General features: G+C 57.5%; 25 protein-coding genes and 1 pseudogene. 12 read left to right on the top strand and 14 right to left on the bottom strand.

Annotated elements, in window-relative coordinates; translation table 11 throughout:
* Positions 1–113: 113 nt before the first annotated feature.
* The 3 genes from C0V97_RS10025 to C0V97_RS10015 form a co-directional block, all read right to left on the bottom strand.
* The gene (locus C0V97_RS10025; RefSeq protein ID WP_127102466.1) at positions 114–467 is read right to left on the bottom strand and encodes a pentapeptide MXKDX repeat protein; all 354 of its coding nucleotides are present in this window, start codon (positions 465–467) and stop codon (positions 114–116) included.
* A 107-nt stretch (positions 468–574) separates the two neighbouring features.
* Positions 575–1,324, bottom strand: coding sequence for a molybdopterin-dependent oxidoreductase (locus C0V97_RS10020; RefSeq protein WP_127102465.1), 750 nt, complete (start codon positions 1,322–1,324; stop codon positions 575–577).
* Entirely contained in the window at positions 1,321–1,944 is a 624-nt protein-coding gene (locus C0V97_RS10015) for a cytochrome b/b6 domain-containing protein (protein ID WP_127102464.1), read from the bottom strand. The genes C0V97_RS10020 and C0V97_RS10015 overlap by 4 nt, the downstream gene beginning before the upstream one ends.
* Before the next feature lie 162 nt (positions 1,945–2,106).
* On the opposite strand from C0V97_RS10015, the gene msrB reads away from it, so the two are divergent.
* The 4 genes from msrB to C0V97_RS09995 are packed head-to-tail and all read left to right on the top strand — an operon-like array spanning position 2,107 to position 4,560.
* Positions 2,107–2,568: a peptide-methionine (R)-S-oxide reductase MsrB gene (gene msrB, locus C0V97_RS10010; protein ID WP_127102463.1), complete on the top strand. Its 462-nt coding sequence runs from the start codon at positions 2,107–2,109 to the stop codon at positions 2,566–2,568.
* An 8-nt stretch (positions 2,569–2,576) separates the two neighbouring features.
* A complete protein-coding gene (gene msrA, locus C0V97_RS10005) occupies positions 2,577–3,368 on the top strand; it encodes a peptide-methionine (S)-S-oxide reductase MsrA (protein ID WP_233582091.1) in 792 nt (263 codons plus the stop codon).
* A gap of 30 nt (positions 3,369–3,398) precedes the next feature.
* Complete coding sequence (locus C0V97_RS10000; protein WP_255424179.1) at positions 3,399–3,929, top strand: sigma-70 family RNA polymerase sigma factor; 531 nt, start codon at positions 3,399–3,401, stop codon at positions 3,927–3,929.
* Complete coding sequence (locus tag C0V97_RS09995) at positions 3,916–4,560, top strand: NrsF family protein (protein WP_127102462.1); 645 nt, start codon at positions 3,916–3,918, stop codon at positions 4,558–4,560. Before C0V97_RS10000 ends, C0V97_RS09995 begins: the two co-directional genes overlap by 14 nt.
* 48 nt (positions 4,561–4,608) lie before the next feature.
* On the opposite strand, the gene yghU is transcribed toward C0V97_RS09995, so the two are convergent.
* The 8 genes from yghU to C0V97_RS18350 all read right to left on the bottom strand — a co-directional run bounded on the left by yghU (position 4,609) and on the right by C0V97_RS18350 (position 10,407).
* Positions 4,609–5,493 (bottom strand): glutathione-dependent disulfide-bond oxidoreductase, encoded by an 885-nt coding sequence (yghU, locus tag C0V97_RS09990; RefSeq protein WP_127102461.1) that lies wholly within the window; start codon positions 5,491–5,493, stop codon positions 4,609–4,611.
* On the bottom strand, positions 5,490–6,206 hold the full coding sequence (locus C0V97_RS09985) for a glutathione S-transferase family protein (RefSeq protein WP_127102460.1): 717 nt from the start codon (positions 6,204–6,206) through the stop codon (positions 5,490–5,492). Before C0V97_RS09985 ends, yghU begins: the two co-directional genes overlap by 4 nt.
* Before the next feature lie 106 nt (positions 6,207–6,312).
* Complete coding sequence (locus C0V97_RS09980) at positions 6,313–7,062, bottom strand: SDR family NAD(P)-dependent oxidoreductase (RefSeq protein ID WP_127102459.1); 750 nt, start codon at positions 7,060–7,062, stop codon at positions 6,313–6,315.
* Positions 7,063–7,212: 150 nt separating this feature from the next.
* Entirely contained in the window at positions 7,213–7,629 is a 417-nt protein-coding gene (locus C0V97_RS09975) for a carboxymuconolactone decarboxylase family protein (protein ID WP_158625401.1), read from the bottom strand.
* Positions 7,630–7,696: 67 nt separating this feature from the next.
* On the bottom strand, positions 7,697–8,371 hold the full coding sequence (locus C0V97_RS09970) for a peroxiredoxin-like family protein (protein ID WP_127102457.1): 675 nt from the start codon (positions 8,369–8,371) through the stop codon (positions 7,697–7,699).
* Between the two features lie 112 nt (positions 8,372–8,483).
* Entirely contained in the window at positions 8,484–9,587 is a 1,104-nt protein-coding gene (locus tag C0V97_RS09965; protein WP_127102456.1) for an alkene reductase, read from the bottom strand.
* Between the two features lie 30 nt (positions 9,588–9,617).
* Positions 9,618–10,253 (bottom strand): glutathione S-transferase family protein, encoded by a 636-nt coding sequence (locus tag C0V97_RS09960; protein ID WP_127102455.1) that lies wholly within the window; start codon positions 10,251–10,253, stop codon positions 9,618–9,620.
* Positions 10,246–10,407, bottom strand: a complete 162-nt coding sequence (locus C0V97_RS18350; protein ID WP_158625400.1) for a hypothetical protein — start codon at positions 10,405–10,407, stop codon at positions 10,246–10,248. Before C0V97_RS18350 ends, C0V97_RS09960 begins: the two co-directional genes overlap by 8 nt.
* A gap of 118 nt (positions 10,408–10,525) precedes the next feature.
* Between C0V97_RS18350 and C0V97_RS09955 the strand changes: the two genes are divergently transcribed.
* The 7 genes from C0V97_RS09955 to C0V97_RS09930 all read left to right on the top strand — a co-directional run bounded on the left by C0V97_RS09955 (position 10,526) and on the right by C0V97_RS09930 (position 18,408).
* Positions 10,526–11,401 carry a LysR family transcriptional regulator gene (locus C0V97_RS09955; protein ID WP_127102454.1) on the top strand — a complete coding sequence of 292 codons (876 nt, stop codon included), beginning with the start codon at positions 10,526–10,528 and terminating at the stop codon, positions 11,399–11,401.
* Positions 11,402–12,128: 727 nt separating this feature from the next.
* Positions 12,129–12,707, top strand: coding sequence for a carboxymuconolactone decarboxylase family protein (locus C0V97_RS09950; protein WP_127102453.1), 579 nt, complete (start codon positions 12,129–12,131; stop codon positions 12,705–12,707).
* Between the two features lie 121 nt (positions 12,708–12,828).
* Positions 12,829–13,539: an SDR family oxidoreductase gene (locus C0V97_RS09945; protein ID WP_127102452.1), complete on the top strand. Its 711-nt coding sequence runs from the start codon at positions 12,829–12,831 to the stop codon at positions 13,537–13,539.
* Between the two features lie 587 nt (positions 13,540–14,126).
* Entirely contained in the window at positions 14,127–15,122 is a 996-nt protein-coding gene (locus C0V97_RS09940) for a hypothetical protein (RefSeq protein ID WP_127102451.1), read from the top strand.
* A gap of 471 nt (positions 15,123–15,593) precedes the next feature.
* On the top strand, positions 15,594–17,852 hold the full coding sequence (locus tag C0V97_RS09935; protein ID WP_127102450.1) for an AAA family ATPase: 2,259 nt from the start codon (positions 15,594–15,596) through the stop codon (positions 17,850–17,852).
* A 43-nt stretch (positions 17,853–17,895) separates the two neighbouring features.
* The gene (locus tag C0V97_RS18805; RefSeq protein ID WP_255424178.1) at positions 17,896–18,021 is read left to right on the top strand and encodes a hypothetical protein; all 126 of its coding nucleotides are present in this window, start codon (positions 17,896–17,898) and stop codon (positions 18,019–18,021) included.
* 27 nt (positions 18,022–18,048) lie between these two features.
* Positions 18,049–18,408 (top strand): hypothetical protein, encoded by a 360-nt coding sequence (locus tag C0V97_RS09930; protein ID WP_127102449.1) that lies wholly within the window; start codon positions 18,049–18,051, stop codon positions 18,406–18,408.
* A gap of 23 nt (positions 18,409–18,431) precedes the next feature.
* On the opposite strand, the pseudogene C0V97_RS09925 reads toward C0V97_RS09930, so the two are convergent.
* The 3 genes and pseudogenes from C0V97_RS09925 to C0V97_RS09915 all read right to left on the bottom strand — a co-directional run bounded on the left by C0V97_RS09925 (position 18,432) and on the right by C0V97_RS09915 (position 21,083).
* Positions 18,432–19,582, bottom strand: a pseudogene (locus C0V97_RS09925) (IS3 family transposase).
* A gap of 46 nt (positions 19,583–19,628) precedes the next feature.
* Positions 19,629–20,066: an alpha/beta fold hydrolase gene (locus C0V97_RS09920; RefSeq protein ID WP_127102366.1), complete on the bottom strand. Its 438-nt coding sequence runs from the start codon at positions 20,064–20,066 to the stop codon at positions 19,629–19,631.
* A gap of 111 nt (positions 20,067–20,177) precedes the next feature.
* Positions 20,178–21,083 (bottom strand): LysR family transcriptional regulator ArgP, encoded by a 906-nt coding sequence (locus C0V97_RS09915; RefSeq protein WP_127102365.1) that lies wholly within the window; start codon positions 21,081–21,083, stop codon positions 20,178–20,180.
* Between the two features lie 74 nt (positions 21,084–21,157).
* On the opposite strand from C0V97_RS09915, the gene C0V97_RS09910 reads away from it, so the two are divergent.
* Positions 21,158–21,796 (top strand): LysE/ArgO family amino acid transporter, encoded by a 639-nt coding sequence (locus C0V97_RS09910; RefSeq protein ID WP_127102364.1) that lies wholly within the window; start codon positions 21,158–21,160, stop codon positions 21,794–21,796.
* Positions 21,797–22,068: the final 272 nt, after the last annotated feature.

Here is a 22,068-nt window from a genome sequence, read left to right as displayed (position 1 = left end):
TGATGTCATCTTTTTCTAACGTGCCCCGGCGCTGTTTGACATTTCGCTAGGACCAGAACCCGATTACGCCCCAAAGGGACGACCTGTGGCTTTTGGCCACAGGCGTCTGGCCCTTAGTTCGGCTTTGCCATGTCGCCTTTCGAGTCATTGCTCATCGCGTCATGTTCCATCGGGTCGTGCTTCATCGCACTGCCCATCTTGTTCTTCTTTTCCATACCCTCTGACTTCATCATGCTGCCGTGCTTGCTCATGGACTGCTTCGACATCCCGTGGGGCGCCATTTCGTCCTTCGTCATGGCATGCTTCTTCATGCTGTCGGAGGACATGTCACCGTGGGACATGCTGTCATGTGCCATAGCGCCCCGCGACATCGTCCCTTGTGACATGGTGTCCTGAGCGAAGGCAGGGGCTCCCAGCAGCATTGTCGAAGAGAGGGTACAGGCGAGAGCGAGTGTACGAAAAGACATGATTACATTCCTAGATCGGTTTAAAGGATCGGAAAATGGACACGCCAGCTTCCGATATCTTTTCTTTCGCCTCAGCCTTGCCGCAGGTTACACGCTTGTGTGGTTTTTTATGAACCGCCGAACCAGTCATACCCCTGGTCTTCCCAATATCCGCCCGGGAAATGATTCGTGACCTCGATAGAGGCGAGATATTTCGGGTTTTTATAGCCGAGTTTTGTAGGGATGCGGATCTTCATCGGGGCGCCATAGGCGGGTGGGAGAGGGTTCCCGCCGAAATCCAGCGCCATGATTGTTTGCGGATGAAGTGCCGTCGCCATATCGATACTCGTGCTGTAATCATCAAAACAGCGGAAATTCACATATCTTGCCCGTAGATCGGCCCCGACATGTTGCAGGAATACAGAGAGCGGAACCCCCGACCAATCTCCGATAGCGCTCCACCCCTCCACGCAGATATGTCGCGTGATCTGCCTTTTCTGCGGCAGGGTGCGAAACCGGGCGACGGACCAGGGGCTCTTGTCTGAAACAAGCCCGCTCACCTCCAGCCGCCAGGATGAAGTCTCGACGAGCCTTATGTCGCTCTCGTCATAATAGGCATTGAATGGAAAGGGATGTGTGATGCGTGACGGGTCAAATCCCCTTGCGAGGCGCTGACGGCTGAAAAGAAGCGCCTGCATCCGGTCGGTGAAACGTGACATCAGGCTGAGGGCGTGTTCCACCGACGCATTATCGTCCAGTGCGCAGCCTGACAGCAGGGAAAGCCCACCAAGCGAAAGACTGTTCCGAAGGAAGAGCCTGCGTTCGAGCTTGCGCAACTCAGGCGCGGCACCGGCGCGGTCGATTTTCGGCGGACTCATGATGCGCTCTCCTTGTCGCTATCTGGCATGCGTCGCCCGAACACCATGCCCCACAAGGTGGCAGGCACCATCAGGGCAAGCGCGACATGGAGCAAAAGAAAGCCTACAATCAGGCTCATCATGGCAAAATGGATGCACCGGGCAATGTCGTAGCCTCCGAACAACCAGGTCAGCCATCCAAGTTGCACGGGTTTCCAGATCGAGAGGCCCGTCGTGACCGTCAGCACAGCCACCACAAGCACGCCCGTATAGAGCGCACGTTGCACGGCGTTGTAGTGACCAGCCTTGTGGGAGAGCTTCAGGCGCACGGCCTGCCCTATATCCCTAACCACAGATCGCGGTCCTGCGGGGCGCAGGTCATTGCGAAAATGCCCGCTTGCGGCGCCATACACAACGTAAACCAGCCCCGCCCCCATCAGCACCCACATGGCAGCAAAATGCCAGGCAATGCCGCCGCCAAGCCAGCCTCCAAGAGTGATGGCAGCGGGGAATTCGAAAGGCAGGATAGGGGAGGCGTTGTAGATCTGCCAGCCACTACCGATCATGACGAGCATGGCAAGCGCGCCTGCCCAATGGGTGAGGCGTATGATCGGTGCGGGCGCGCGTCGCGATCGTGACATGGCAGTTCGTTCCCTGAGTCTTCTGGAGGCTGGCAGAGCTTCCTTCGTGCGCAGGCCCCTAAAAGTTACGGCACGGAACGAAAAAAAACAGTGTGACTGCCCGTAACCTCTGCGCGGTGCAGCACGAAGGATGGTGTGAAATTCAGCAAAAGGGCGAAGATCATGACATCGCGTCGACAATTCTGCCTTGCTTCAGTCTGTCTGGCTCTGTCGGGCCGCGCCTGGGGCGCAGAACCTTATCCCGTGACGCATAGTGCTGCTGAATGGCGGCGCCTGCTCACACCGGAGCAATTCGAGATTCTGCGCGAGGCTGGCACAGAGGCACCCTGGTCCAGCCCGCTCCTGAACGAACACCGACAGGGGCGGTTTGCCTGCGCAGGCTGCGCAACGCCGGCATTTGACTCACGCAGCAAGTTCGAAAGCGGGACGGGCTGGCCAAGTTTCACGGCAGCGCTGCCCCATGCTGTTCAGGAGCGTGGGGATGACAGTCTTGGCATGGAGCGTACGGAGGTACAGTGCGCGACATGCGGTGGTCATCTTGGCCATGTCTTTGATGACGGTCCCCAACCGACCGGATTGCGCTACTGCATGAACGGTGCAGCCCTTACCTTCAGGCCAGTCTGAAAGTTCGCATGATGATCAGAAAAAACGTGCTTGGCGTCGCGCTCGCCACATTCAGCCTTTATGGAATTTTGCACGAGGTCACCTCAAGGGCGTCTGCCTATCCGACCTTGCCTGAGCCCGTTATCGTGGCAAAGACCGGTAACGACAAACCCATCGGGCAGATGACGGCACCCCCCGATGATTCCCGTCCGGGGATAACCCCATCCAGCGTCGTTTTTGCGGGAGGGTGTTTCTGGGGGGTGCAGAGCATATTCCAGCATGTGCGAGGCGTCACAGCCACCCGAGCTGGATATGACGGCGGTGCGCGTGACACGGCCCAGTATGAACGCGTCAGCGAAGGCGATACCGGTCATGCGGAATCGGTTGAGGTCGAGTATGATCCCACCCTCGTCAGCTTTGGCACGCTGATGCGGATATTCTTCACCGTGGCACTGGACCCGACGCAGATCGACCAGCAATTCCCCGATACGGGGCCACAATACCGTTCCGTCATCTTCACGCGCACAGCGCAACAGGCGCGTGAGGCAGAGGCCTATATCGCGCAGCTCGATGCCGCCCACATTTTTGCCCAGCCCATCGCAACGCATGTTCAGCCTGACAAGGCGTTTACCGGGGCGGAAAGAGAGCACCAGAATTTCGCCGCGCGTTATCCGCATAATATCTACATCGAGACCTATGATGCCCCGCGGCTGGACGCACTGCGTGCCAGCTTCCCGGCAAGCTGGCGGACAGAGCCAGTCCTCGCACTTTCTACGGCGCCTGGGTCTTTACGTATGTCAAATGATAGCGGTAGGAAATGATCTCCGATCACGCATGAAGGCAGCAGATTTTTGACAGAAGCGGATTGGAGCCGTTGGATGGAGGCCGCGCAGGCAGGAGATGCACAGGCTTATCGCCTGGTGCTGGGCGAGGCTCAGGCATGGTTGCGCCGTTTTTTCCTCAAACGCCTGCCGCCCTCAATGGTCGATGACGCCGTGCAGGACACCCTTATGGCAGTGCATGAGAAGCGTCACACCTTCGATCCTTCCCAGAAATTCGGCCCGTGGATTGCGGCGATTGCGCGTTACAAATGGATTGATCGCCTTCGGGCCGCCAGGCGTACACAAACGACCCTGCTTGATGAGACGGTGGCTGTGGGCGATCACGAGGAACAGGTGACCACGGCTCATGCACTGGAAAAGCTTCTGGCGCAGTTGAAGCCGGGGCCAGCAGAAGCGATCAGGTTGGTGAAGTTGCAGGGTTTGAGCATAGAGGAGGCAGCACGTCGCACAGGGCAATCCGCGACGCTGGTGAAGGTCAATATTCATCGTGGGTTGAGTCGTATGAGCACGCTGGTGATGGGAGGCAATGATGGTGAATGATCCCCTGATCGAGCAGTTTGTAACCGATCTTCGCCCCGTCCGGAGGCGCTCGCTCTGGCGCGATGCCTTGACCCTCGCGGTTCTCGCCGGGGTCGAGATTGGTGCAGTGCTCGGGTTTGGCCTGATGCGCCCTGACATGCCCCATGCCATGCACATGATGAGCTTCTGGTGGAAGGCAATCGGGCTGCTACTGATCGTCGGGCTGGGCGTTGCTTCGGCGCTGGTCTCGCTCGACCCGACGCGTTCGCCCCGGCAGGGGCTGCGTCGGCTGGGCGTGACCGCTCTTGCACTTTTTGCCCTTGGCTGGCTTGTGGACGCGCTTCAGGCTGGGCCAGAGGCCTTATGGCTCAGGCTTGATCCGGCGCACGGCATGGTCTGTGCACGCAAGATCGTAGAGCTTGCTCTGCCTGCTGTCCTCGCGCTGGGTGTTATCGTGCGCCGCGGCGCACCGGTTGATGTGCGCGGAACGGCGTGGGTCACAGGCATTGCCGGCGCGGCTTTTGGTGCGCTCGTCTTTGCTCTTGCCTGCCCCTTCGATGACCCGCTTTATCTCGTCGTCTGGTATTCATTGGCCTGTGCGCTGGTGGCCTGCAGCACGCGTCTGGTATTGCCGTGGCTGATACGCTGGTAGTTCCGGGCGATGCGGGGTGCATCGCCCGATGCGGCGGGGTGGAAGCGATCAGATCGCGCTGTCTTTCGGCAACTTGTCCTGCGTTCTAAGCTCGAAATCCGAGCTGTCATGGCGTTCGCGAAGCTGGGAAGAGAGCGGGCCTGAGAGCCTGTTCACCATCCGGCCCCGCTGGACAGCAGGGCGTTCGAGCAACCGGGCTGACCACGCCTGCACATGGGAATACTCCTGAACGCTCAGAAACTGTGCAGCATCATTATAAAGCCAGCCTTCAACAAGGCCGCCATACCAGGGAAAGATCGCCATATCGGCGATTGTATAGGTGTCGCCTGCCATATATTCATGCCTGGCAAGCTGCCGGTCGAGAACGTCCAGCTGGCGTTTGGTCTCCATGGCAAACCGGTTGATTGCATATTCGATCTTCTCAGGGGCGTAGGCATAGAAATGGCCAAAGCCGCCGCCGAGATAGGGTGCGCTGCCGACCTGCCAGAAAAGCCAGTTCAGACAGGCCGTGCGCGATGGAACATCCTGAGGCAGAAAAGCCGCGAATTTCTCGGCGAGATAAAGCAGGATCGATCCTGATTCGAAAACGGGCAGGGGGGTGGCCCCGCTTTGGTCAACCAGCGCCGGGATCTTGGAATTCGGGTTGATGGCAGTAAAACCCGATCCGAACTGATCGCCATCCCCTATATTGATCAGCCAGGCATCATATTCCGCCCCCTTATGTCCCAGGGCCAGGAGTTCCTCCAGCATGATCGTCACCTTTACCCCATTGGGCGTACCCAGTGAGTACAGCTGGAGCGGGTGATGCCCTACGGGGAGGTTCTTTTCATGCGTCGGCCCGGCGACAGGGCGATTGGTGCTGGCAAATTTGCCACCATTCTGTTTGTCCCATGTCCAGACGCTGGGCGGTGTATAGTTTTCCGAAGCGGTCATGAGCGCTGCTCCCGATTGTAGATAGGGAAATTGGATGGGAAGAGGGCCCGTTGTGCCTGATCGTCCATATCTGTCTTGAATGCGTGCCTCTTCATGAGCGCCTGCACGCGCGACACGGCCGGACGGGCGTTGAGGTCGTGCATGAAGCGAGCAAGTGCAGGCCAGCGCTCGAGCGGATAATCTTCCTTGAGCACACGGGGCGCACGCTCCAGCCAGCCCCAGGCAGACATATCGGCAATCGTGAAAGTATCGCCCACGATGTAACGGCGGTCCGTGAGGTGCTGGTCGAGAACTGTGTAATGTCGTTCGACCTCGCGCCTGTACCGATTGACGGCGTAGTCCAGCCCGGCGGGCGCTGCATGCTGAAAATGCACGGCCTGACCGGAAAAAGGCCCAAGCCCGGATGCGATAAACATCAACCATGACAGCAATTCAGGTCGGTCCGCGGGGGTCCCGAGATATTGCCCGGTTTTTTCAGCAAGATAGATCAATATTGCATTGGAATCGAACACGCGTGTTGCCGGGCCCGCTGGACCTTCGGTGTCGATAATGGCAGGCACCTTGCCATTGGGGTTGATCGCGAGAAACGCCGGGTCATGCTGATCACCCTTGCGGGTATCGACCGGTATGGCCTCATAGGGCAAACCGATTTCCTCGAGCATGAGGGCGATTTTCGCCGGGTTGGGCGTGGGATGGAAATAAAAACGGATCATGATAGCTCACCCTTGCGAAACCATGTCAGTCTGATTGGCAGTATGGGCGGGTCCTGCTGACGCTCCACCGTACTGGTGATCGCAATCCTGTGGTTATCACGGAGCCCTAGACCGCGGCCGCACCACCGTCGACAATGAGGTCAATGCCTGCAACATAACTGCTTTCATCAGAAGCCAGAAAGAGCGCGGCCGCAGCAAGTTCCTCTGGCTGCCCCAATCGCTTCATGGGCACGGCTGCAGCCCATTGACGCTTGACGGCTTCGGCACCTTCCGGCGTATCGGCCTGACTGTCCATGATTGGTGTGTCGAACGGTCCGGGGCTGAGGGTATTGATCCGTATGCCGCGTTCGACCAGTTCGGCCGTCCAGGTTCTGGACAGGCTGCGTATTGCAGCCTTGCTTGCGCTGTATGTGCCATAGCCAGGCACACCCTTATTGGCAGCGATGGATGAGACAAGGATGACTGAGCAGCCAGACCGCAACAGGCCAAGTGCCTTGCTGATCGTGAAATACAGGCCTTTCACGTTGATATCGAACGTCAGATCGTAATTGGCTTGTGTCGCTTGTTCGAGGGTTTGAGGCAGAACGATACCGGCATTGGCGACCAGGATATCGATAGCCCCACGTTCACGCCGTATCGTTTCCACCATGCGTTCGATATCGCCGGGAAGACTGACATCTGCCTGTATAGAGGCGGCCTGACTGCCCAATGCCGCTACAGCCCGCTCAAGCTCGGCCTGTCGCCGACCGGTGATATAGACAAATGCGCCTTCAGCGATGAAACGCGTTGCGATTGCAAGCCCGAGCCCGCTGCTTCCTCCGGTCACAAGGGCCGTTTTTTGATGCAGTTTCGTCATAAATGTTCCTTTTCGAAGGCAGATTGCCGTGAAGTACTCACGAAGCGCGAGAGGGGCGCAGAGAGGTTCGTGAACGCCGCAGGCTGGATGTCATCGGGAGCGCGAGACGAGGCCCGTTCTACCGGCAGGGTACAGTACTTGGGTGAGGGCTCAGAGCAGACCGCGATGGCCTTCATACTCTTCGCTTTTGTCGAGTCCACGCTCAGCAATGATCTTCGCAGCGACAGGCATGACACCCGAAATGGCGGGGAAGCCCACATAAGGAAGCATCTGTATCAGAGCCTCCTCTATTTCCTTCAGCTTCATACCGTGATCGAGCGCAAAACCCATATGGAGGCCGAATTCATGAGGCTGGCGCAGCGCAACCATGACGGTCATGGTGATGAGACTTCGACGCGCCTGATCGAGCCCTTCACGTGTCCAGATGTCCTCGAAAACATGATCAACTGCATACCTGGCTATGGCTGCGCCGAAAGTGCCTGACTGTGATGCCGCGATGAGCTTGGCGGATTGTTCGTCACCCATCAAATGGCGAGTGAAGCTATTGCCCATGTCATTGGAGCGCATATCTCTCTCCGTATCCTCAGTGAAAAACTCCGCCCCTGCGCGAGCCGGGGCGGTATGGATGGAGCGATCAGTCGGCCGACTGGGTAGCGTGGCGCAGGGCAGGAAGCATGTCGGCAGGTTCCGGGCGACGCGTATAATCCGGGTTGACCTCGGCATAGAGAATGACGCCGTCCTGACCGATGACGAAGCGGCCAGGCATAGGCAGCGTCCAGCTGTCGTCACCATTGAAACCGGGCAGATCGTTCTTGAGATTCTTGTAAAGCTCAATCAGATAATCGGGCATGGTGAAGCGAAGGCCAAACTGCGCGGCGACGTCATTATGCGTGTCAGACAGGATCGGAAATTGCAGTTCATTCTGGCGGACTGATTTTCGGCTGTTCACCGCAGTTTGCGGGGAGATTGCGATCAGATGGGCGCCAAGCTCACGAAATGAGGGAAGTGCCGCTTCGAGAGCCTGCAATTCCATGTTGCAGTAAGGGCACCACACACCGCGATAAAAGCTGATGACCAAAGGCCCCTTGGCCAGAAGATCAGCAGAAGAGACAGGGTTACCCTCGGGGTCGTTCAGCGTAAAAACGGGTGCCTTGTCTCCGGCTTTGAGGGCTTTTTCCGCAGCGCCGGACGCAACCAGCTCGGCGGTGGCACGGTGCATGGTTTCGATGACGCTATGCGGAGCGTTATAGGGGGGCTTTCCAGCTTCGAAATCGGTCTTGAAGGCATCGAGCTTTGTCTGAAGTGTCATGGGTTCGTTTCCTCGAAATCTGGTGACAGATCTGACGATAGGAGGTCGCCGTACCGGAGGGATGATGGCAGGGGCGACTAATGGTCATTCCCTGGTGGAATAACCGCGGTGGTTATTGCTCTGCTGTCGAGGCGTCGAAGAAGGGATAATCGGTGTAGCCACGAGCATCGCCGCCGTAGAAGGTCGAGCGGTCGTAATTTGTCAGAGCACGGTCCTCGCGCAGGCGCTGAGGCAGATCGGGATTGCTGATGAAATGCCGGCCGAAGGCGACGGCATCGGCATCACCGGACCCAAGCACGGCTGCGGCACTGTTTTTGTCGAACCCACCTGCCGCGATCAGCGTGCCCCGAAATCTCTCGCGCAGATCACGCGCGGCCACAGGTTCGCTCTCGGCGATGAGTTCCGTGCCCTTTATGCGGGGTTCAACCACATGCAGATAGGCGATGCCGAGCCTATCCAGCTGCTCCGCCACATAACCGAAGGTTTCTTTGGGGTTGCTGTCTGACATCGAGCCGTAGGTGCCACTTGGGCTCAGGCGAACACCCACGCGGTCTGCCCCCCAGACGGATATGACTGCCTGGGTCACTTCCAACAGAAAGCGGGCGCGGTTCTCGATCGGGCCACCATACTCATCGGTGCGGTGGTTGGTACCGTCCTGCAGGAACTGGTCTGGCAGATAGCCATTGGCGCCATGAATTTCCACGCCATCAAAACCTGCCTGCTTTGCCCTTGCGGCACCTTCCCTGAACTGCTCGATCACCGCGGGAATTTCCTCCAGCGAAAGGGCACGCGGCATGGAAAACGGGGCAGGGCCACTGGGCGTATAGGCGTCACCTTCTGCCTTGATTGCAGAGGGCGCGACCGGGGCTGCACCACCTGGCTGCAGATCAGGATGCGACTGTCGCCCTACGTGCCACAACTGCATGACAATTTTGCCACCGCGTGCATGAACGGCTTCGGTCACCTTGCGCCACCCGTCTATCTGGGAGTCGTCATAGATACCTGGCGCGCCGGCATAGCCGTATCCCTCGAGCGCAACGGGTGTTGCCTCTGAGATGATAAGACCGCCGGGTGAGCTGCGCTGGCTGTAATACAGCGCCATGAGGGCATTGGCCTTGCCAGTATGGTCCGACCGCATGCGCGTAAGGGGTGCCATGACGATTCTGTGGCCGAGCGACAGCGCCCCGGCATTGAAAGGCGTAAAAAGTTTGTTCATGGGAATAACCTCGGAGCGATCAGAAAAGGATCAGTTTGGGGCGGCGAGCGTCTCAACCCGGGCGATACCGCGCTGAACGCCAGGTCTGGCCGCAATCCGCTCGTACCAGCGGGCGATATGAGGGGTGTCATCGAGGGTGAGGCCGGGAAAACTGCGCCGCCAGAGCCAACCGAAATGGGCAATATCTGCGATAGTAAAATGATCGCCTGCCATGAAATCCCGGTGCGCCAATAAGGTGTCGAGCACATGCAGGACGCGTTTTGCCTCTTTGTCGAAGCGCTCGACCGCGAGAGGCAGTTTCTCGCTGGCGAAACGCTGAAAGAAACCCGATTGGCCGAAGGCGGGGCTCAGGGCAGAGGCGTGAAAGAAGAGCTGCTCGAAAACGCGCGCCCGTTCGGCCCCGGTTGCAGGGAGAAGGCGGCCGGTTTTTTCAGCCAGGTACACGAGTATGGCTGCAGACTCTGTGAGGACGAGGTTCTCATCCCTCGCGTCGTGATCAACCAGTACGGGAACCTTCTGGTTGGGATTAAGCGTCTTAAAGGCCGTGGTACCCTGTTCGCCTTGCCGGATATTGATGCCGTGTAGCGCATAGGCGAGATCGAGCTCTTCCAGCGCGATGGTGACCTTGACGCTGTTGGGCGTCGCGAAAGCGTAGACCTCAATCATGAGCGGTTCCTCCATCAGGTTTTGCAAGGAGAGCGGAGAGCGCCGGGAGAAGGGCAGCGACCATGGCTTGTGGCAGGTCACCCGTGAGCTGATAGGCCGAGATGAAATGCGACACCGGTCGTGTTGACACGGCGTTGGTGAAATGAACGATCATCCTGAAGCCTGCTCCATCCTTCCCCGATGCTGACCGGGTTGCAGGTCTGGTTTGCCTCTGTTTCACTGGGCATGGCAGATGGCTCGATGCGATAAGCATCATTCCCCGGAGGAATAGGATGGACCGATATCAGGCGATGACCACGTTCGTGCGTGTGGTCGAAACGGGTTCATTCTCAGCAGCGGCACGGCAGCTTCATGTCGGTCAGCCCGCTGTGTCGAAAATCGTGGCACAGCTGGAAGCAAGGCTACAGGTCAGCCTGCTCATACGCTCCACTCATGGCCTTACACCCACCGAAGCAGGGCAGGCATATTATGAACGCGCACGCAATGCGCTTCAGGAAGCCGACGAAGCGGAGCTGGCCGCGCGTGGTGCGGGGAGCGGTCTGTCCGGGCGTTTGCGTGTATCGGCGGCGACAACATTTGCACGACTGCACATCATACCGCGGCTACCAGCGTTTCTCGATGCGCATCCGCAGCTCGATGTGGATATTCTGCTTGATGACCGGATGATCGATCTCGTGGCCGAGGGGGTTGATATCTCGTTGCGTATGGGGGCTTTGGCCGATTCCTCAGCGGTCGCGCGCAAGCTGGCGACGGGAAAACGTTCGGTGCTCGCCACACCGGCCTATCTGGCGCGTGCGGGCATGCCGTTGGTTCCTGCCGATCTGGCTGATCACAACGCGATCGTTTACAGTCAGCTCCCCAATGTCTGGTCATTTCACAGGGATGGCTCGGCCGTCTCGGTGTCCGTTGCGGGGCGTCTTAGGGTCAGCGCTGCCGAAGGCCTGCGGGCAGCCATACTCGCTGATATGGGCCTGACCATCACCTCGGACTGGATGTTTGCCCCTGAACTGGAGAACGGCGCCGTAACGCGCCTGCTTCCGGCGTGGTCTTTGCCTGATATCGACCTGTGGGCTGTCTTCCCCACGGGGAGAATGATGACCGCAAAGGCAAGGCAATTTGCAGATTTTGTTCAGGGCTTGATGGAATGAAAGCAAGATGCCGCCGTTTGGTGCGCATACTGTCTTTTGCGATATTCAGAAAGACAAGGGCTGGCGTTGCGATCGCGTTCGCTCAGCTATGCTAGCAAAGCAGGTTTCTGATGAATCTCCGGGGGCGGCTCAGCCTCGGATCGATTTGGTTTGCCGTTTGCGCCATGCAAGTCGCTCAGCAAAGCAGCCTTTCGAAAAGTAGGGAGACTACAAGAGATAACGGTACCTTATGCACTAATTGCAATCATCCATACGGGGAGAATACCGATGTCCCGACATTCCCCATTTGTCGAAGCGGCCTTGAAATCTCACCCAATCATCCCAAACCGATGTTTGCCTCCAGTCGAAGTCTCTGGTTTTGGCGGCCGCGCAGCTTTCGGTGTTACGGACCATACTCCTACAATTTGCGAAGCAAAATCACTCTCGTGAGACCCATAACTATACTGAAATAATTGGACGGATCAGTGTGGAGATGAGCACGCAGCCCTGAAAGTGTGCCAGCTATGCTGGGACGTCGAGGCAGAGTTCGACATCGACATCGACAGGTCAACGATGGGTGGTGCCTGACCCGATATGTTGCTCTCTTCAATCCGCTACAGTCGGGCTTGGCCATTCCATTCGGGAATAAGCGTTATTGCCATTACCCCGCTCCCCAAGCGAGAGGAAAATACGAAATCTCCGTTTCCTGATTGTCATATTGGCAAGCAAGGATACAGGAGTTTTCATAATGACGACCAATGCGTTCAAGCTGCATGATATCGAAAATGCACCGAAGGCATCAGCAGACATTCTCAACGGGGTACAGCAGGCCTGGGGCTTTATCCCCAACTTGCATCGCGTTCTAGCCGAGAGCCCTGCGGCGCTTGAGGCATACGCTACCTTGTGGGGGATTGCCGAGAAAACGAGCTTCTCTCCTGTCGAACGGAATATTGCCTATCTTTCGATCATCTATGAGAACGAATGCACCTACTGCATGGCAGGTCACACCAATCTGTCGCGCATGGCAAAAGTCGACGATGCCTCAATTGAGGCGATCCGTGAGGGGAAGCCCCTTGCTGACCCCAAACTTGAGGCCTTGCGCAGATTCGCGGCGCTGGTAACACGCAATCGTGGCGTCCTGAGCGAAGCCGATGTCGATGCATTTAAAGCTGCTGGCTACACCAATCTGTCCGTACTTGACGTGCTGGTGCTTGAAGCCACTAAACTGATTTCGAATTATACGAACCATCTCGCTCATACACCTCTGGACAGCTTCATGGCGGGTGCCGAATGGACCGCCCCGGGTAAACTGGGTGTAGCAGGCTGAACGCAGCCCATTTTGGCAAATGGCCGAAGCAAGTCCTTCGGCCGAGGTGTCGCGGAGGTGTCTCGATACACCCCCGGGCTCATTGGCTGAACCTCAAATTTGTTGATCAGGGAAGCTTCCATTGGATAAGTCCATTCTCATCACGGGCGCGTCGAAAGGCATCGGGCGGGCGGCAGCGCAGGCACTTGCTGACACGGGCTGGCACGTTATCGGCGTAGCCCGTTCAATTGCGGGAGGATTTCCGGGCGAGTTCGTCTCGTGCGATCTGACCGATAGCGACGCAATCCGGAAACTGGCGAGAGATGTCGTCAGCCGTGGTAACGTGCTGGGTGTCGTCAATAATTTCGGTATTGCGAGACATGAGCGCTTTGAGAGCGTCACGGACGTCGACTTTATGGCGCTGCTCGGGGCCAACCTCCGCCCGGCATTACAGGTTACGCAGGCTTTGCTTCCAGGGATGCGCGATGCCAAGTTTGGGCGCATAGTAAATATTGGCAGTCTCACCACGCGTGGATTGCCCTATCGCGCCGGGTATGCGGCGGCAAAATCTGCACTCGAGAGCCTCACGCGGACGATCGCGATCGAATACGCTGCATATGGCATCACAGCGAACATCGTCGCCCCAGGTCCAACGGAGACGGAGCTCTTTCGCGCAAATAATCAGCCTGGTAGCGAAGGCGAGGCAAGATATCTTACAGGCGTGCCTGCCGGAAGGTTTGGCCGCCCCGAAGAAATCGCAGCAGCGATTTCTTTCTTCTGCTCAGACCTTGCCAGCTTCATTACAGGCCAGTCGCTTTTCATCGACGGCGGTAGCAGTCTGGGAAAAGGATGATCGATATCGGAAGCGGCTCCGCGAACATACTGAATCGTAGCAGGCGTGAATCAAAATTCGCATAGCTTAGTCTTGTATCGTCTTCCCCTGATAGAGTCACTCGTCGGCACGCGTAGTTGAGCGTGGCTCGCCTCACGACGCGTGATAATGCTATGTCGGCAAAAATTCTGACGGTTACGCACCTGGGTGGAGACATGCCTCTGAGGAGGGGCTTTTAGGCCTTATAACCCCCTCGCCCCCCTCTACTTCCGATAATGATAAACATCGGAAGTAGGAAAAAGGCGGAAGGCCGCCATTTTCTGTCTATCGGCAATCTTATCTCGCTACGCGTTATCGACCGATCTGATCGGCAGACGACGACCGGCATCGGCGGTTATTTTTTGAACGTTTTAGCGCCCAGTTATTTGGAGTAGGTCGTCACTGAGAGAACCCCGCCAAAGGCTCTCCGTCTTGAATGGGGGGAAAGCGGAAGGTCGGCATTATGATGTCTACTGACGATATGCGGACATTATGTTTCCTCGCATAAAACGTTCGATTAAAGATATGAGTCGTCGATTGGTCGATATGCAAAAAGCGTCTATATCAGCATGCCAAACGCATCGGGAAATTTATTTGTGACCGTCAGCCTAAAGACTCAGAAAATATTGTGGGGCAGGGCGGCCGCACGTTGCTCAATGCCCGAATGCCGCCGACAACTCGTCGAAGATATCAGCGAGACCGACGATCCCACACTCGTCGGCGAGAATTGCCACATTGTTGCTGAGAAGGACGGCGGACCACGCAGCGATCCAACGATGTCAGTCGAAGACCGAAATCGTTACGCAAACCTCACCCTACTCTGTAACGTCCATCATAAGATCATTGATGACAATGAGGCAGTCTGGACAGTCGACCGCCTGAAAAAGTTGAAGGTGGAACACGAGACTTGGGTAGAGCAGTCGCTTGGACTCGATAAGGCCAAGATGCACGATGACACTGTCTATGCCGGCTATGTCGACGAATGGGTTAAACTTGCACATCTTGACGAATGGTTAGCATGGAGTGGCCGGGTGCTTGAGTTTGGGCAGCCGCGCATTCGGGTAAATATTTATGATGATCTCACAGCGCTAAACCGGTGGCTGCTCGGACGCGTCTGGCCAAATCGCTATCCTTCACTCGAAATCGCTTTTGACAATTTCCGCCGAGTGTTGGCGGACTTTAAGGAAATTCTGCAAGAGCACCTACAACCACATGGCGCAGGTGCCGAACTCTGGACTGAAAAGTTCTACAAGATCAGACAATGGGATCAGTCGCTCTACGCAGAGCTTCTGGAGCGGTACTACTTCCATGTCCGTTTGGTTAGCGACCTAATGCTTGAATTGACGCGTGCAGCGAACTTAGTTTGCGATGAAATCCGTCGGCATCTCGCACATAATTTCCGCTTGGCAGAAGGTCACCTGATCGTACAGTGCGGAGAAGAACTTGTACCGCGCTATTCCCCGACAGAAGCAGCAGCACCGATGCCCTATCCTGGGCTACGTCAGTTCTACGATGACCGGAGCACTCGCGATTTGACGATTGGAAAAGGTCAACCAAAAGCCTGATCGACTATTGCTTTGGACGCATATTAGCTGCCGGGTCGCAATTGCCACTCAACCCGGTAACGCACGAGCGAAAAACCTCTGTCAGGCCATATTTGGGAACTGTAAGTGGCCAAGTCGAAAGCGACTACCACCTGTTGTGTCGCATCTCGTAAAACAGACGGGTAGTTTTGGAGGGTAAACGGAAGGTGGGCTTTGTATAGGGCGATTGGTAAAACCGGACATGCACACTGACGCCCCCCGAAGGCTTTCATCCCATTCCGGTTGTTCAAATAACCCGTGAGATGTTTTGAAAGGCGATATGAGCTCATGAACCGGCCAGGCGTCAGTCAATTGATTCAGTGTAAGTGTTCGAACTCCATCTAATCCATAACCAATCTGGCACATCACTACACTATGCTTTACTCTGGTTCCCAATGCTGGCGTGGAGCGAATGAGGCCGGTAAAGAACTACAGATCGAAGGGGCTCGGGGCGTGTTTCTGAAGAAAATCACGACGATCAGGAATGTCGGCCGGTACAGGGCCGCGCGCATCACCGGTGGTGAATATGGCCGCTTTACCCTAATCTATGGTGGTAATGGACGCGGCAAGACAACCTTGTGCGCAGTTCTACGCTCGCTCCAACGCAACGAGCCCAAGCTCATCCAACGCCGAAAGACCTTTTTGGCTACATCGGAACCTGAGATCGGACTCCTATTTGATAGTGGTCCGGTTCGATTTTCAGGAGGCGCCTGGACTGCCACTCAGTCCGGCATCCATATTTTTGATCAGCAATTCGTCACCGACAATATTCACGGCGGTGATCAGATCGATGTCGAGCATCGTCGTAATTTCTATCGCATTGTCGTCGGTCCCGCAGGCGTCGCCTTGGCCGAGGAGGTGGATCGGCTCGATACCGATGCAACCATGAAACAATCAGAGATCAAATCTGAAAAGAAGGTTCTGGAGCAGCACTTGCCCGCCGGCATGAAGCTGGAAGCATTTCTGGAGCTCGCAGCGGATGCCAACATCGACGACAGAATCGACAAGGCGACGAAAGCGCTAAAGGCGATCAATGATGGTGCGACGATCGCGTCGCGCAACACCTTAAGCGTGCTGGCGCTGCCTACCTTGCCTGACGGGTTTCTCGATCTGTTGGCCAAAGGTGTCGATGGGATTGCTGCCGATGCGGCGGAACGGATTCAGCAACAACTCGCCCACCATAATTTTCGCAACGGCGGCGAGACGTGGTTGTCGCAGGGTCTGTCGCACATCGTCAGCGATCGCTGCCCTTTTTGCGCGACACCGCTCGACGGCAACAACCTGATCGACGCCTATCACGGATATTTCAGCGAGGCCTATGCAGCGCATAAGGTTGCCATTACCAGCATGAGCACCGCGCTTAGCGGAGCGCTGTCGTTGACGACAGCGCTCAGGGTCGAGCAGAGCTTTACGCAGGCCTCGAACGATGCCGAGTTTTGGAAGGCCTATTGCAACCATGGCTATGTTGGGTCCGGCAGCGCCGATCGTATTAGCGGCGAGGTCAAAGCCCTGTTCGATGCGGCCAAGGCGATGCTGGCGGCGAAGGAGGCCGCGCCGCTCGAGCCGATAGAATCATCCATCGCCTTCATTGAGGCGCAAGCCACTTGGTCGGCGACGAGTGTGGAGTTGGACGCTAACGTGGCGACGCTCGCCCAGGCAAATCGCCTTATCCAGGAAGTGAAGGATGCCAATGCCGTAGCGAACAAGACCAGCGCTGAAGCGACGCTCGCCAACCTTCAAGCGATAAAGAAGCGGCACTCGGCACCGGTGCTCGGTTTGGCGTCCAACTATGCCACTCTACTGAACGACAAGAAGGCCCTCATTGATGCGAAAGATGCGAAGAAAGCCGCCCTCGACACCTACGACGAAACGATTCTTGGCGCCTATGAGGCCGATATCAATCGGTTTCTAGCGTCGTTCGGCGCCAGCTTCCGCCTCGCACAATGTGGCAAAAATTATGTCGGCAAGGTGCCGCAATCCACCTACTGCCTGCGCTTTGATACCAGCGATATCGATGTGACGAAGGCCAACGCCGATGATCCTGGCTTCGACACCACAATGAGCGCCGGCGACAAAAACACCTTCGCGCTCGCCTTCTTCCTGTCCCAACTCAAACGCGATCCCGACATCGCGAACAAAATCGTCGTGTTCGATGATCCCTTCACCAGCCTTGATGACTTCCGCAGGGCGATGACTGCGAGGGAGATTGGGCGGACAGGCGAGCCGGGAAAGGCAGCGCAAGTCATCCTACTCAGCCATGACAAGTTCTTCCTAGATGCCGTGCGCGGCATGATTCACGGCGCGACATGCACGCCGCTCCAGATCTCGGCCAGCGCGGGCGGTTCGTCGATCGAGCCCTGGGACATCGAGTGCGAGGTCAAAGAAGGCTATCTGCACGATCACATGCGGCTGCAGGAGTTTGCCGAAGGGCGCAGCGGCGATGCGCGTGACATGAGAACGGTGATGCGGCCATTGCTGGAAAAGTATATTCGCTACCGCTTCCCCAATCAGATTCTCGAGGGAAAGTGGTTAGGTGATATGCTGGCAATCATTCGAGCAGACACAGCCCATCCATTGACGCCACAATATAGTGATCTGGACGACATCAACAATTATACAGCGCCGTTCCATCACGACCCAAACACTACGTTCGTCGAAGACGAGGTGCGGACTTATGCTCAGCGGACGATCGCGATCGTGGGAGGCTGTTAAACGGCGAACATCTTGAAAGTTGCCTGTAAGGTGATGGATCAACATGGGTGAGCACGAGGATATCATTGACGTGTGGAGTGTCGAGACGTTCAATGCCGAATTGAGCGGCAACCTCGATTCCCATGGTGACGTTATTCATGACTATCTGCTCACCTCTCGTCGCCAATAGCTCGAACGCGAGGCCTCTGACCGGACAATGCCCTACCCAGAGAACCCCTATGCGGGCGAATTCCTCCGGGCGATGGAGCACATTGCTCGGCTCATGGAGGCACGCACGATCCGTGCCTGGCACTATACGCGAATGACAAATGACGAGACTGACGTCCTCCTGCAAGACGGCATCTACTCATCGACTCTCAATAATGTTCGGTCGCGCTTCGCTGCTCAGGTCGCTGCCGGCGTCTTTAGCCAAGGAATCGCCGATCAGCTGTTCGCCGACTGTCCCTACCAGAGCGATCAGCGAGACTCCCGCTCCAACAAGTTCTGGATGATCTCGCATCCGATCGAAATTAAGAATGGCGACGTTGAATTGTTGCTTAAGAGCTGGGGCGGCTGACGTGCTCCCCTTTGTGTATCCGCTCAAAAGGAGAGTTCCCTTCTGTTATGGGCTGATGGTGATGTGATGGCAACGCTCCTGGGGGCATGCCCCCAGGAGCGTTGCCTGGCGATCTGATCGGGTGTGTTGCCTCCGAGCTGCGAGTGTGGGCGCACGGTGTTGTAATCGTGTTGCCAGGCAGCGACGATCTCTCTGGCCTGCGCCAGGGAGGTGAAAAGGGTCTCGTTGAGGCATTCATCGCGCAATCGCCCGTTGAAGCTCTCGACATATCCGTTCTGCTGCGGCTTGCCGGGCGCGATGAAGTGCCATTCGAGGCATGTCGTCTCGGTCCATTTCAGAATGGCATGTGAGGTGAACTCCGTTCCATTGTCGCTGACGATCATGAGGGGCTTGCCGCGCTTCATGACCAGCGCGTTCAATTCCCGCGCAACTCGTCCGCCGGACAAGGACGTGTCGGCCACCAGACACAGGCATTACCGACTGAAATCATCAATGACCGCCAAAATGCGAAACCGACGACCGCAGATGAGCGCATCTGAAACAAAATCCAGGCTCCACCGCTGACCGGCGGCCTGGGGAAGCGTCATCGGCGCCCGCGTTCCCAGCGCCCGTTTCCGGCCGCCCCGTGCACGGACTTGCAGGCCTTCTTCCCGATAGATCCGCAACAGCTTCTTGTGGTTGGGAGCAAGGCCCTCCCGCGCCAGAATATAACCCAGCCGCCGATAGCCAAACCGGCGACGCTCGGCCGCCAGGGCGCGCAGACGTTGGCGTAGGGCCGCATCGTCAGGCCACGTAGAGGCGTAGCGAAAAACGCGGCGAGCCACACCCACCAGTGCACACGCACGCCGCTCGCTCAGGGCGAAAACTTCCCGGATGTGTCGGACCGCCTGCCGTTTGTCGGCAGGCGTCACCACTTTTTTCCAACGAGTTCCTTTAGCGCCGCATTGTCCAGCATGGCATCCGCCAGAAGTCGTTTGAGGCGACCGTTCTCATCCTCCAGCGTCCTGAGCCGTTTTGCCTCGGAAACCTCAAGCCCACCGTAACGGGTCTTTCATTTGTAAAAAGTCGCATCGCTGATCCCATGCTTGCGGCACAGATCCGCAACTTTCAGACCCGCCTCCTGCTCCTTCAGGATGCCTATGATCTGCTCTTCCGAAAATCGACTGCGCTTCATTCGTCCGTATCCTTCTCGATCGGACTCTACTTCAAAACGGTCACATTCAAGCGGAGCACGTCAGAGGCTGTGTAACCGCTGGAAGCCGGGCAGAGAGATCGCTGACGGGATCGGCGATCCACAGCGCGGCATTCGGAAATGTGCGCGCATAATCATCACGCCAGGGGCAGCCGCCCAGATCCGCGACCGGCACGCCCCCGGACGTGGTCGTCAGGACCAGGCGCCGGACCAGATGCGGAAACGCCAATGCCAGACGCAGCGCGATAAAGCCGCCCATCGACTGCGCCACGATGTCGACCGGCTCCGTGATATGGGCGCCGACCGTATCGACCAGATCGTCGATCGAACGGATATCGCCCTGAGGCGGCTCGTGACCCAGACCGGGCCAGGCGAAGAATAGGCCCTCCAGTCCGGCGTGGGACGCGACCGGTCGCCAGAATGTGGCGCTTCCAGCGGCACCCGGCAGGACCAGGGTTTTGGGCATGATCGCGGCGATATCCTCTCGTTTCAAAGACGCGTTGGATCGTCGTTTTCATTATTGCGCGGGCCGGAACGGCTTCCGGCCTCCATGACCCAGCTGTGGGGAGGGGGACAATCACCCATCATGCGCCTGTAGTTCCGTAGCAGCGGCACGTTGCACGGCCTGCGTTAGACGGATCAGGGTATCGGCATGTAGTCGGGCGACAGTCCAGTAAAGCGCCACCCCAATCCTGATGCCCGGCGGCAGTTCGACCAGCCGTCCCGCCGTCAGGTGTTCCCTGACCAACTTGATCGGATGCATCCCCCAGCCGACGCCGGCGAGCCCGAGGTCAAGGAACCCCTGGGTGGACGGCACCCAATGAATCACCTTGCCCGGCTCGGTTCCATGGGTTTCGCGTAGCCAGCGGGCCTGTAGTCCGTCGCGTCGATCGAAACGCAAGGATGGCGCTGCCGCCAACCTTTCAATACTGAATTCCTGACTGAAATGATGCGCCATGAAGGCCGGGCTGGCGCAGGCGGCATAGCGTAGCGTGCCTAATTCGATGATCTTGCATCCTGGAATGGGAGCAGGATTGGAACTGACGGCGGCCAGCACTTCGCCGGAGCGCAGGCGATCGGCTGTATGCGCTTCATCATCCAGCCTGAAATCAAGTGCGACCGTAGTCTGATGCGTAAAATCGGCGGCGGCTTTGGCAAACCATGTTGCCATGCTGTCCGCGTTGACGGCGATCGCAATGGTGGCAACGCCGCCAGACAGGCTGCCGCCGCCGTGCCCCAGAGCGGGGCCGAGATCCTGTTCCAACAGGCGCACGCGGTCGACATGATCGCACAGCTTCCGGCCCAGTGCGGTCGGCTGACATGGCTGCCCGCGTTGGATGAGGATCGCACCAAGACGCTCTTCCAGACCGCGCACACGTTGCGAAACCGCGGAAGGCGTATGGCCGAGAACAGCTGCAGCGCGTTCGAACGTGCCTTCGCGAATGACGGCGGCGACAGCCGCAAGCGACGGATAATCGAGCATGATGAAGCGTTGCTTCATCTGATGAAAGAAAACAAGTTTTCCTTTCGAGTGCTTGGCTGATACCTCCCTCAGGAATGATGCCTCTGCTGCTTCCAGTCTTTTCCGGTTTCTGTCTGTCGGCCGCGCTGATCATGGCGATCGGCGCGCAAAATCTGTTCGTCCTTCAGCAAGGTTTGAAGGGCGAGTATGTCACCCTGGTCGTCCTGTTCTGCAGCCTTGCCGACGCCTTGCTAATAACGCTAGGCGTCAGCGGTCTTGGGACTTTTCTGGGCGCTGTTCCGCCGCTCGAACGGGTTCTGGCGTTCGGCGGTAGCGCGTTTCTGGCCTGGTACGGCCTTGCGGCACTGCGCCGGATGCGCACACCCCGACGCATGATCGCAGGCGAGACGCCCCCAATCCCGCGTGCGCGGGTATTGGCTATGCTGGCGGCATTCACGTTCCTCAACCCGCACGTATATCTCGATACGGTGCTCCTGATGGGAGCGGCTGGGGCGGCCGAACCGTCCGGACAACGCCCGCTCTTCATCGTCGGCGCCGCGTCCGCGAGCGTGGTATGGTTTGCATCCCTCGGCTACGGCAGTCGTCTGTTGCGACCGATTTTTGCGCGTCCGTTCGCCTGGCGCATACTCGATGCGATCGTAGGTTGCGTCATGCTGACGTTGGCAGCCGTGCTTATCTTACGGACTTTGTGCCCGGAGTTACGACTGGGATGAAAGTGACAAACAGATCGATGCGAACGATCGGCTGTGTCTGACGTCCGCTTCGAGGAACCTGTGCCGGCATGTTTAGTGTCCGGAAAGAAGGCGAAAGCTGACATCCTTCGTTGAGCGCGGCCGTGTAAGCGCGGAGGTAATCTGTGGCATAGCCAAACCCTGCCTCTGAGGCATGCTTACAAGCACATCCGCGGCCGTTTTCTGTCCATTACACCTACTTCCGATAATAGAAATCATCGGAAGTAGCGGAAAAGAGATGTCTATTCTATAGG

It is taken from the genome of Asaia sp. W19, assembly GCF_003994335.1.
In the GTDB taxonomy this organism is placed as follows: domain Bacteria; phylum Pseudomonadota; class Alphaproteobacteria; order Acetobacterales; family Acetobacteraceae; genus Asaia.
This window is presented reverse-complemented; position numbering and strand designations above follow the sequence as displayed.

Bases quoted from the DNA above. Each gene is read 5' to 3' on its own strand.
- C0V97_RS09960 (WP_127102455.1), bottom strand. From the start codon at position 10,253: ATGATTGAGGTCTACGCTTTCGCGACGCCCAACAGCGTCAAGGTCACC.
- yghU (WP_127102461.1), bottom strand. From the start codon at position 5,493: ATGACCGCTTCGGAAAACTATACACCGCCCAGCGTCTGGACATGGGAC.
- C0V97_RS09965 (WP_127102456.1), bottom strand. From the start codon at position 9,587: ATGAACAAACTTTTTACGCCTTTCAATGCCGGGGCGCTGTCGCTCGGC.
- C0V97_RS10025 (WP_127102466.1), bottom strand. From the start codon at position 467: ATGTCTTTTCGTACACTCGCTCTCGCCTGTACCCTCTCTTCGACAATG.
- C0V97_RS09940 (WP_127102451.1), top strand. From the start codon at position 14,127: ATGCCAAACGCATCGGGAAATTTATTTGTGACCGTCAGCCTAAAGACT.
- C0V97_RS09915 (WP_127102365.1), bottom strand. From the start codon at position 21,083: ATGCTCGATTATCCGTCGCTTGCGGCTGTCGCCGCCGTCATTCGCGAA.
- C0V97_RS09985 (WP_127102460.1), bottom strand. From the start codon at position 6,206: ATGATCCGTTTTTATTTCCATCCCACGCCCAACCCGGCGAAAATCGCC.
- C0V97_RS09995 (WP_127102462.1), top strand. From the start codon at position 3,916: ATGATGGTGAATGATCCCCTGATCGAGCAGTTTGTAACCGATCTTCGC.
- C0V97_RS09930 (WP_127102449.1), top strand. From the start codon at position 18,049: ATGCCCTACCCAGAGAACCCCTATGCGGGCGAATTCCTCCGGGCGATG.
- C0V97_RS09970 (WP_127102457.1), bottom strand. From the start codon at position 8,371: ATGACACTTCAGACAAAGCTCGATGCCTTCAAGACCGATTTCGAAGCT.
- msrB (WP_127102463.1), top strand. From the start codon at position 2,107: ATGACATCGCGTCGACAATTCTGCCTTGCTTCAGTCTGTCTGGCTCTG.
- C0V97_RS09975 (WP_158625401.1), bottom strand. From the start codon at position 7,629: ATGCGCTCCAATGACATGGGCAATAGCTTCACTCGCCATTTGATGGGT.
- C0V97_RS09980 (WP_127102459.1), bottom strand. From the start codon at position 7,062: ATGACGAAACTGCATCAAAAAACGGCCCTTGTGACCGGAGGAAGCAGC.
- msrA (WP_233582091.1), top strand. From the start codon at position 2,577: ATGATGATCAGAAAAAACGTGCTTGGCGTCGCGCTCGCCACATTCAGC.
- C0V97_RS09955 (WP_127102454.1), top strand. From the start codon at position 10,526: ATGGACCGATATCAGGCGATGACCACGTTCGTGCGTGTGGTCGAAACG.
- C0V97_RS10015 (WP_127102464.1), bottom strand. From the start codon at position 1,944: ATGTCACGATCGCGACGCGCGCCCGCACCGATCATACGCCTCACCCAT.
- C0V97_RS09950 (WP_127102453.1), top strand. From the start codon at position 12,129: ATGACGACCAATGCGTTCAAGCTGCATGATATCGAAAATGCACCGAAG.
- C0V97_RS10020 (WP_127102465.1), bottom strand. From the start codon at position 1,324: ATGAGTCCGCCGAAAATCGACCGCGCCGGTGCCGCGCCTGAGTTGCGC.
- C0V97_RS09920 (WP_127102366.1), bottom strand. From the start codon at position 20,066: ATGCCCAAAACCCTGGTCCTGCCGGGTGCCGCTGGAAGCGCCACATTC.
- C0V97_RS18350 (WP_158625400.1), bottom strand. From the start codon at position 10,407: ATGATCGTTCATTTCACCAACGCCGTGTCAACACGACCGGTGTCGCAT.
- C0V97_RS18805 (WP_255424178.1), top strand. From the start codon at position 17,896: ATGGGTGAGCACGAGGATATCATTGACGTGTGGAGTGTCGAGACGTTC.
- C0V97_RS09910 (WP_127102364.1), top strand. From the start codon at position 21,158: ATGATGCCTCTGCTGCTTCCAGTCTTTTCCGGTTTCTGTCTGTCGGCC.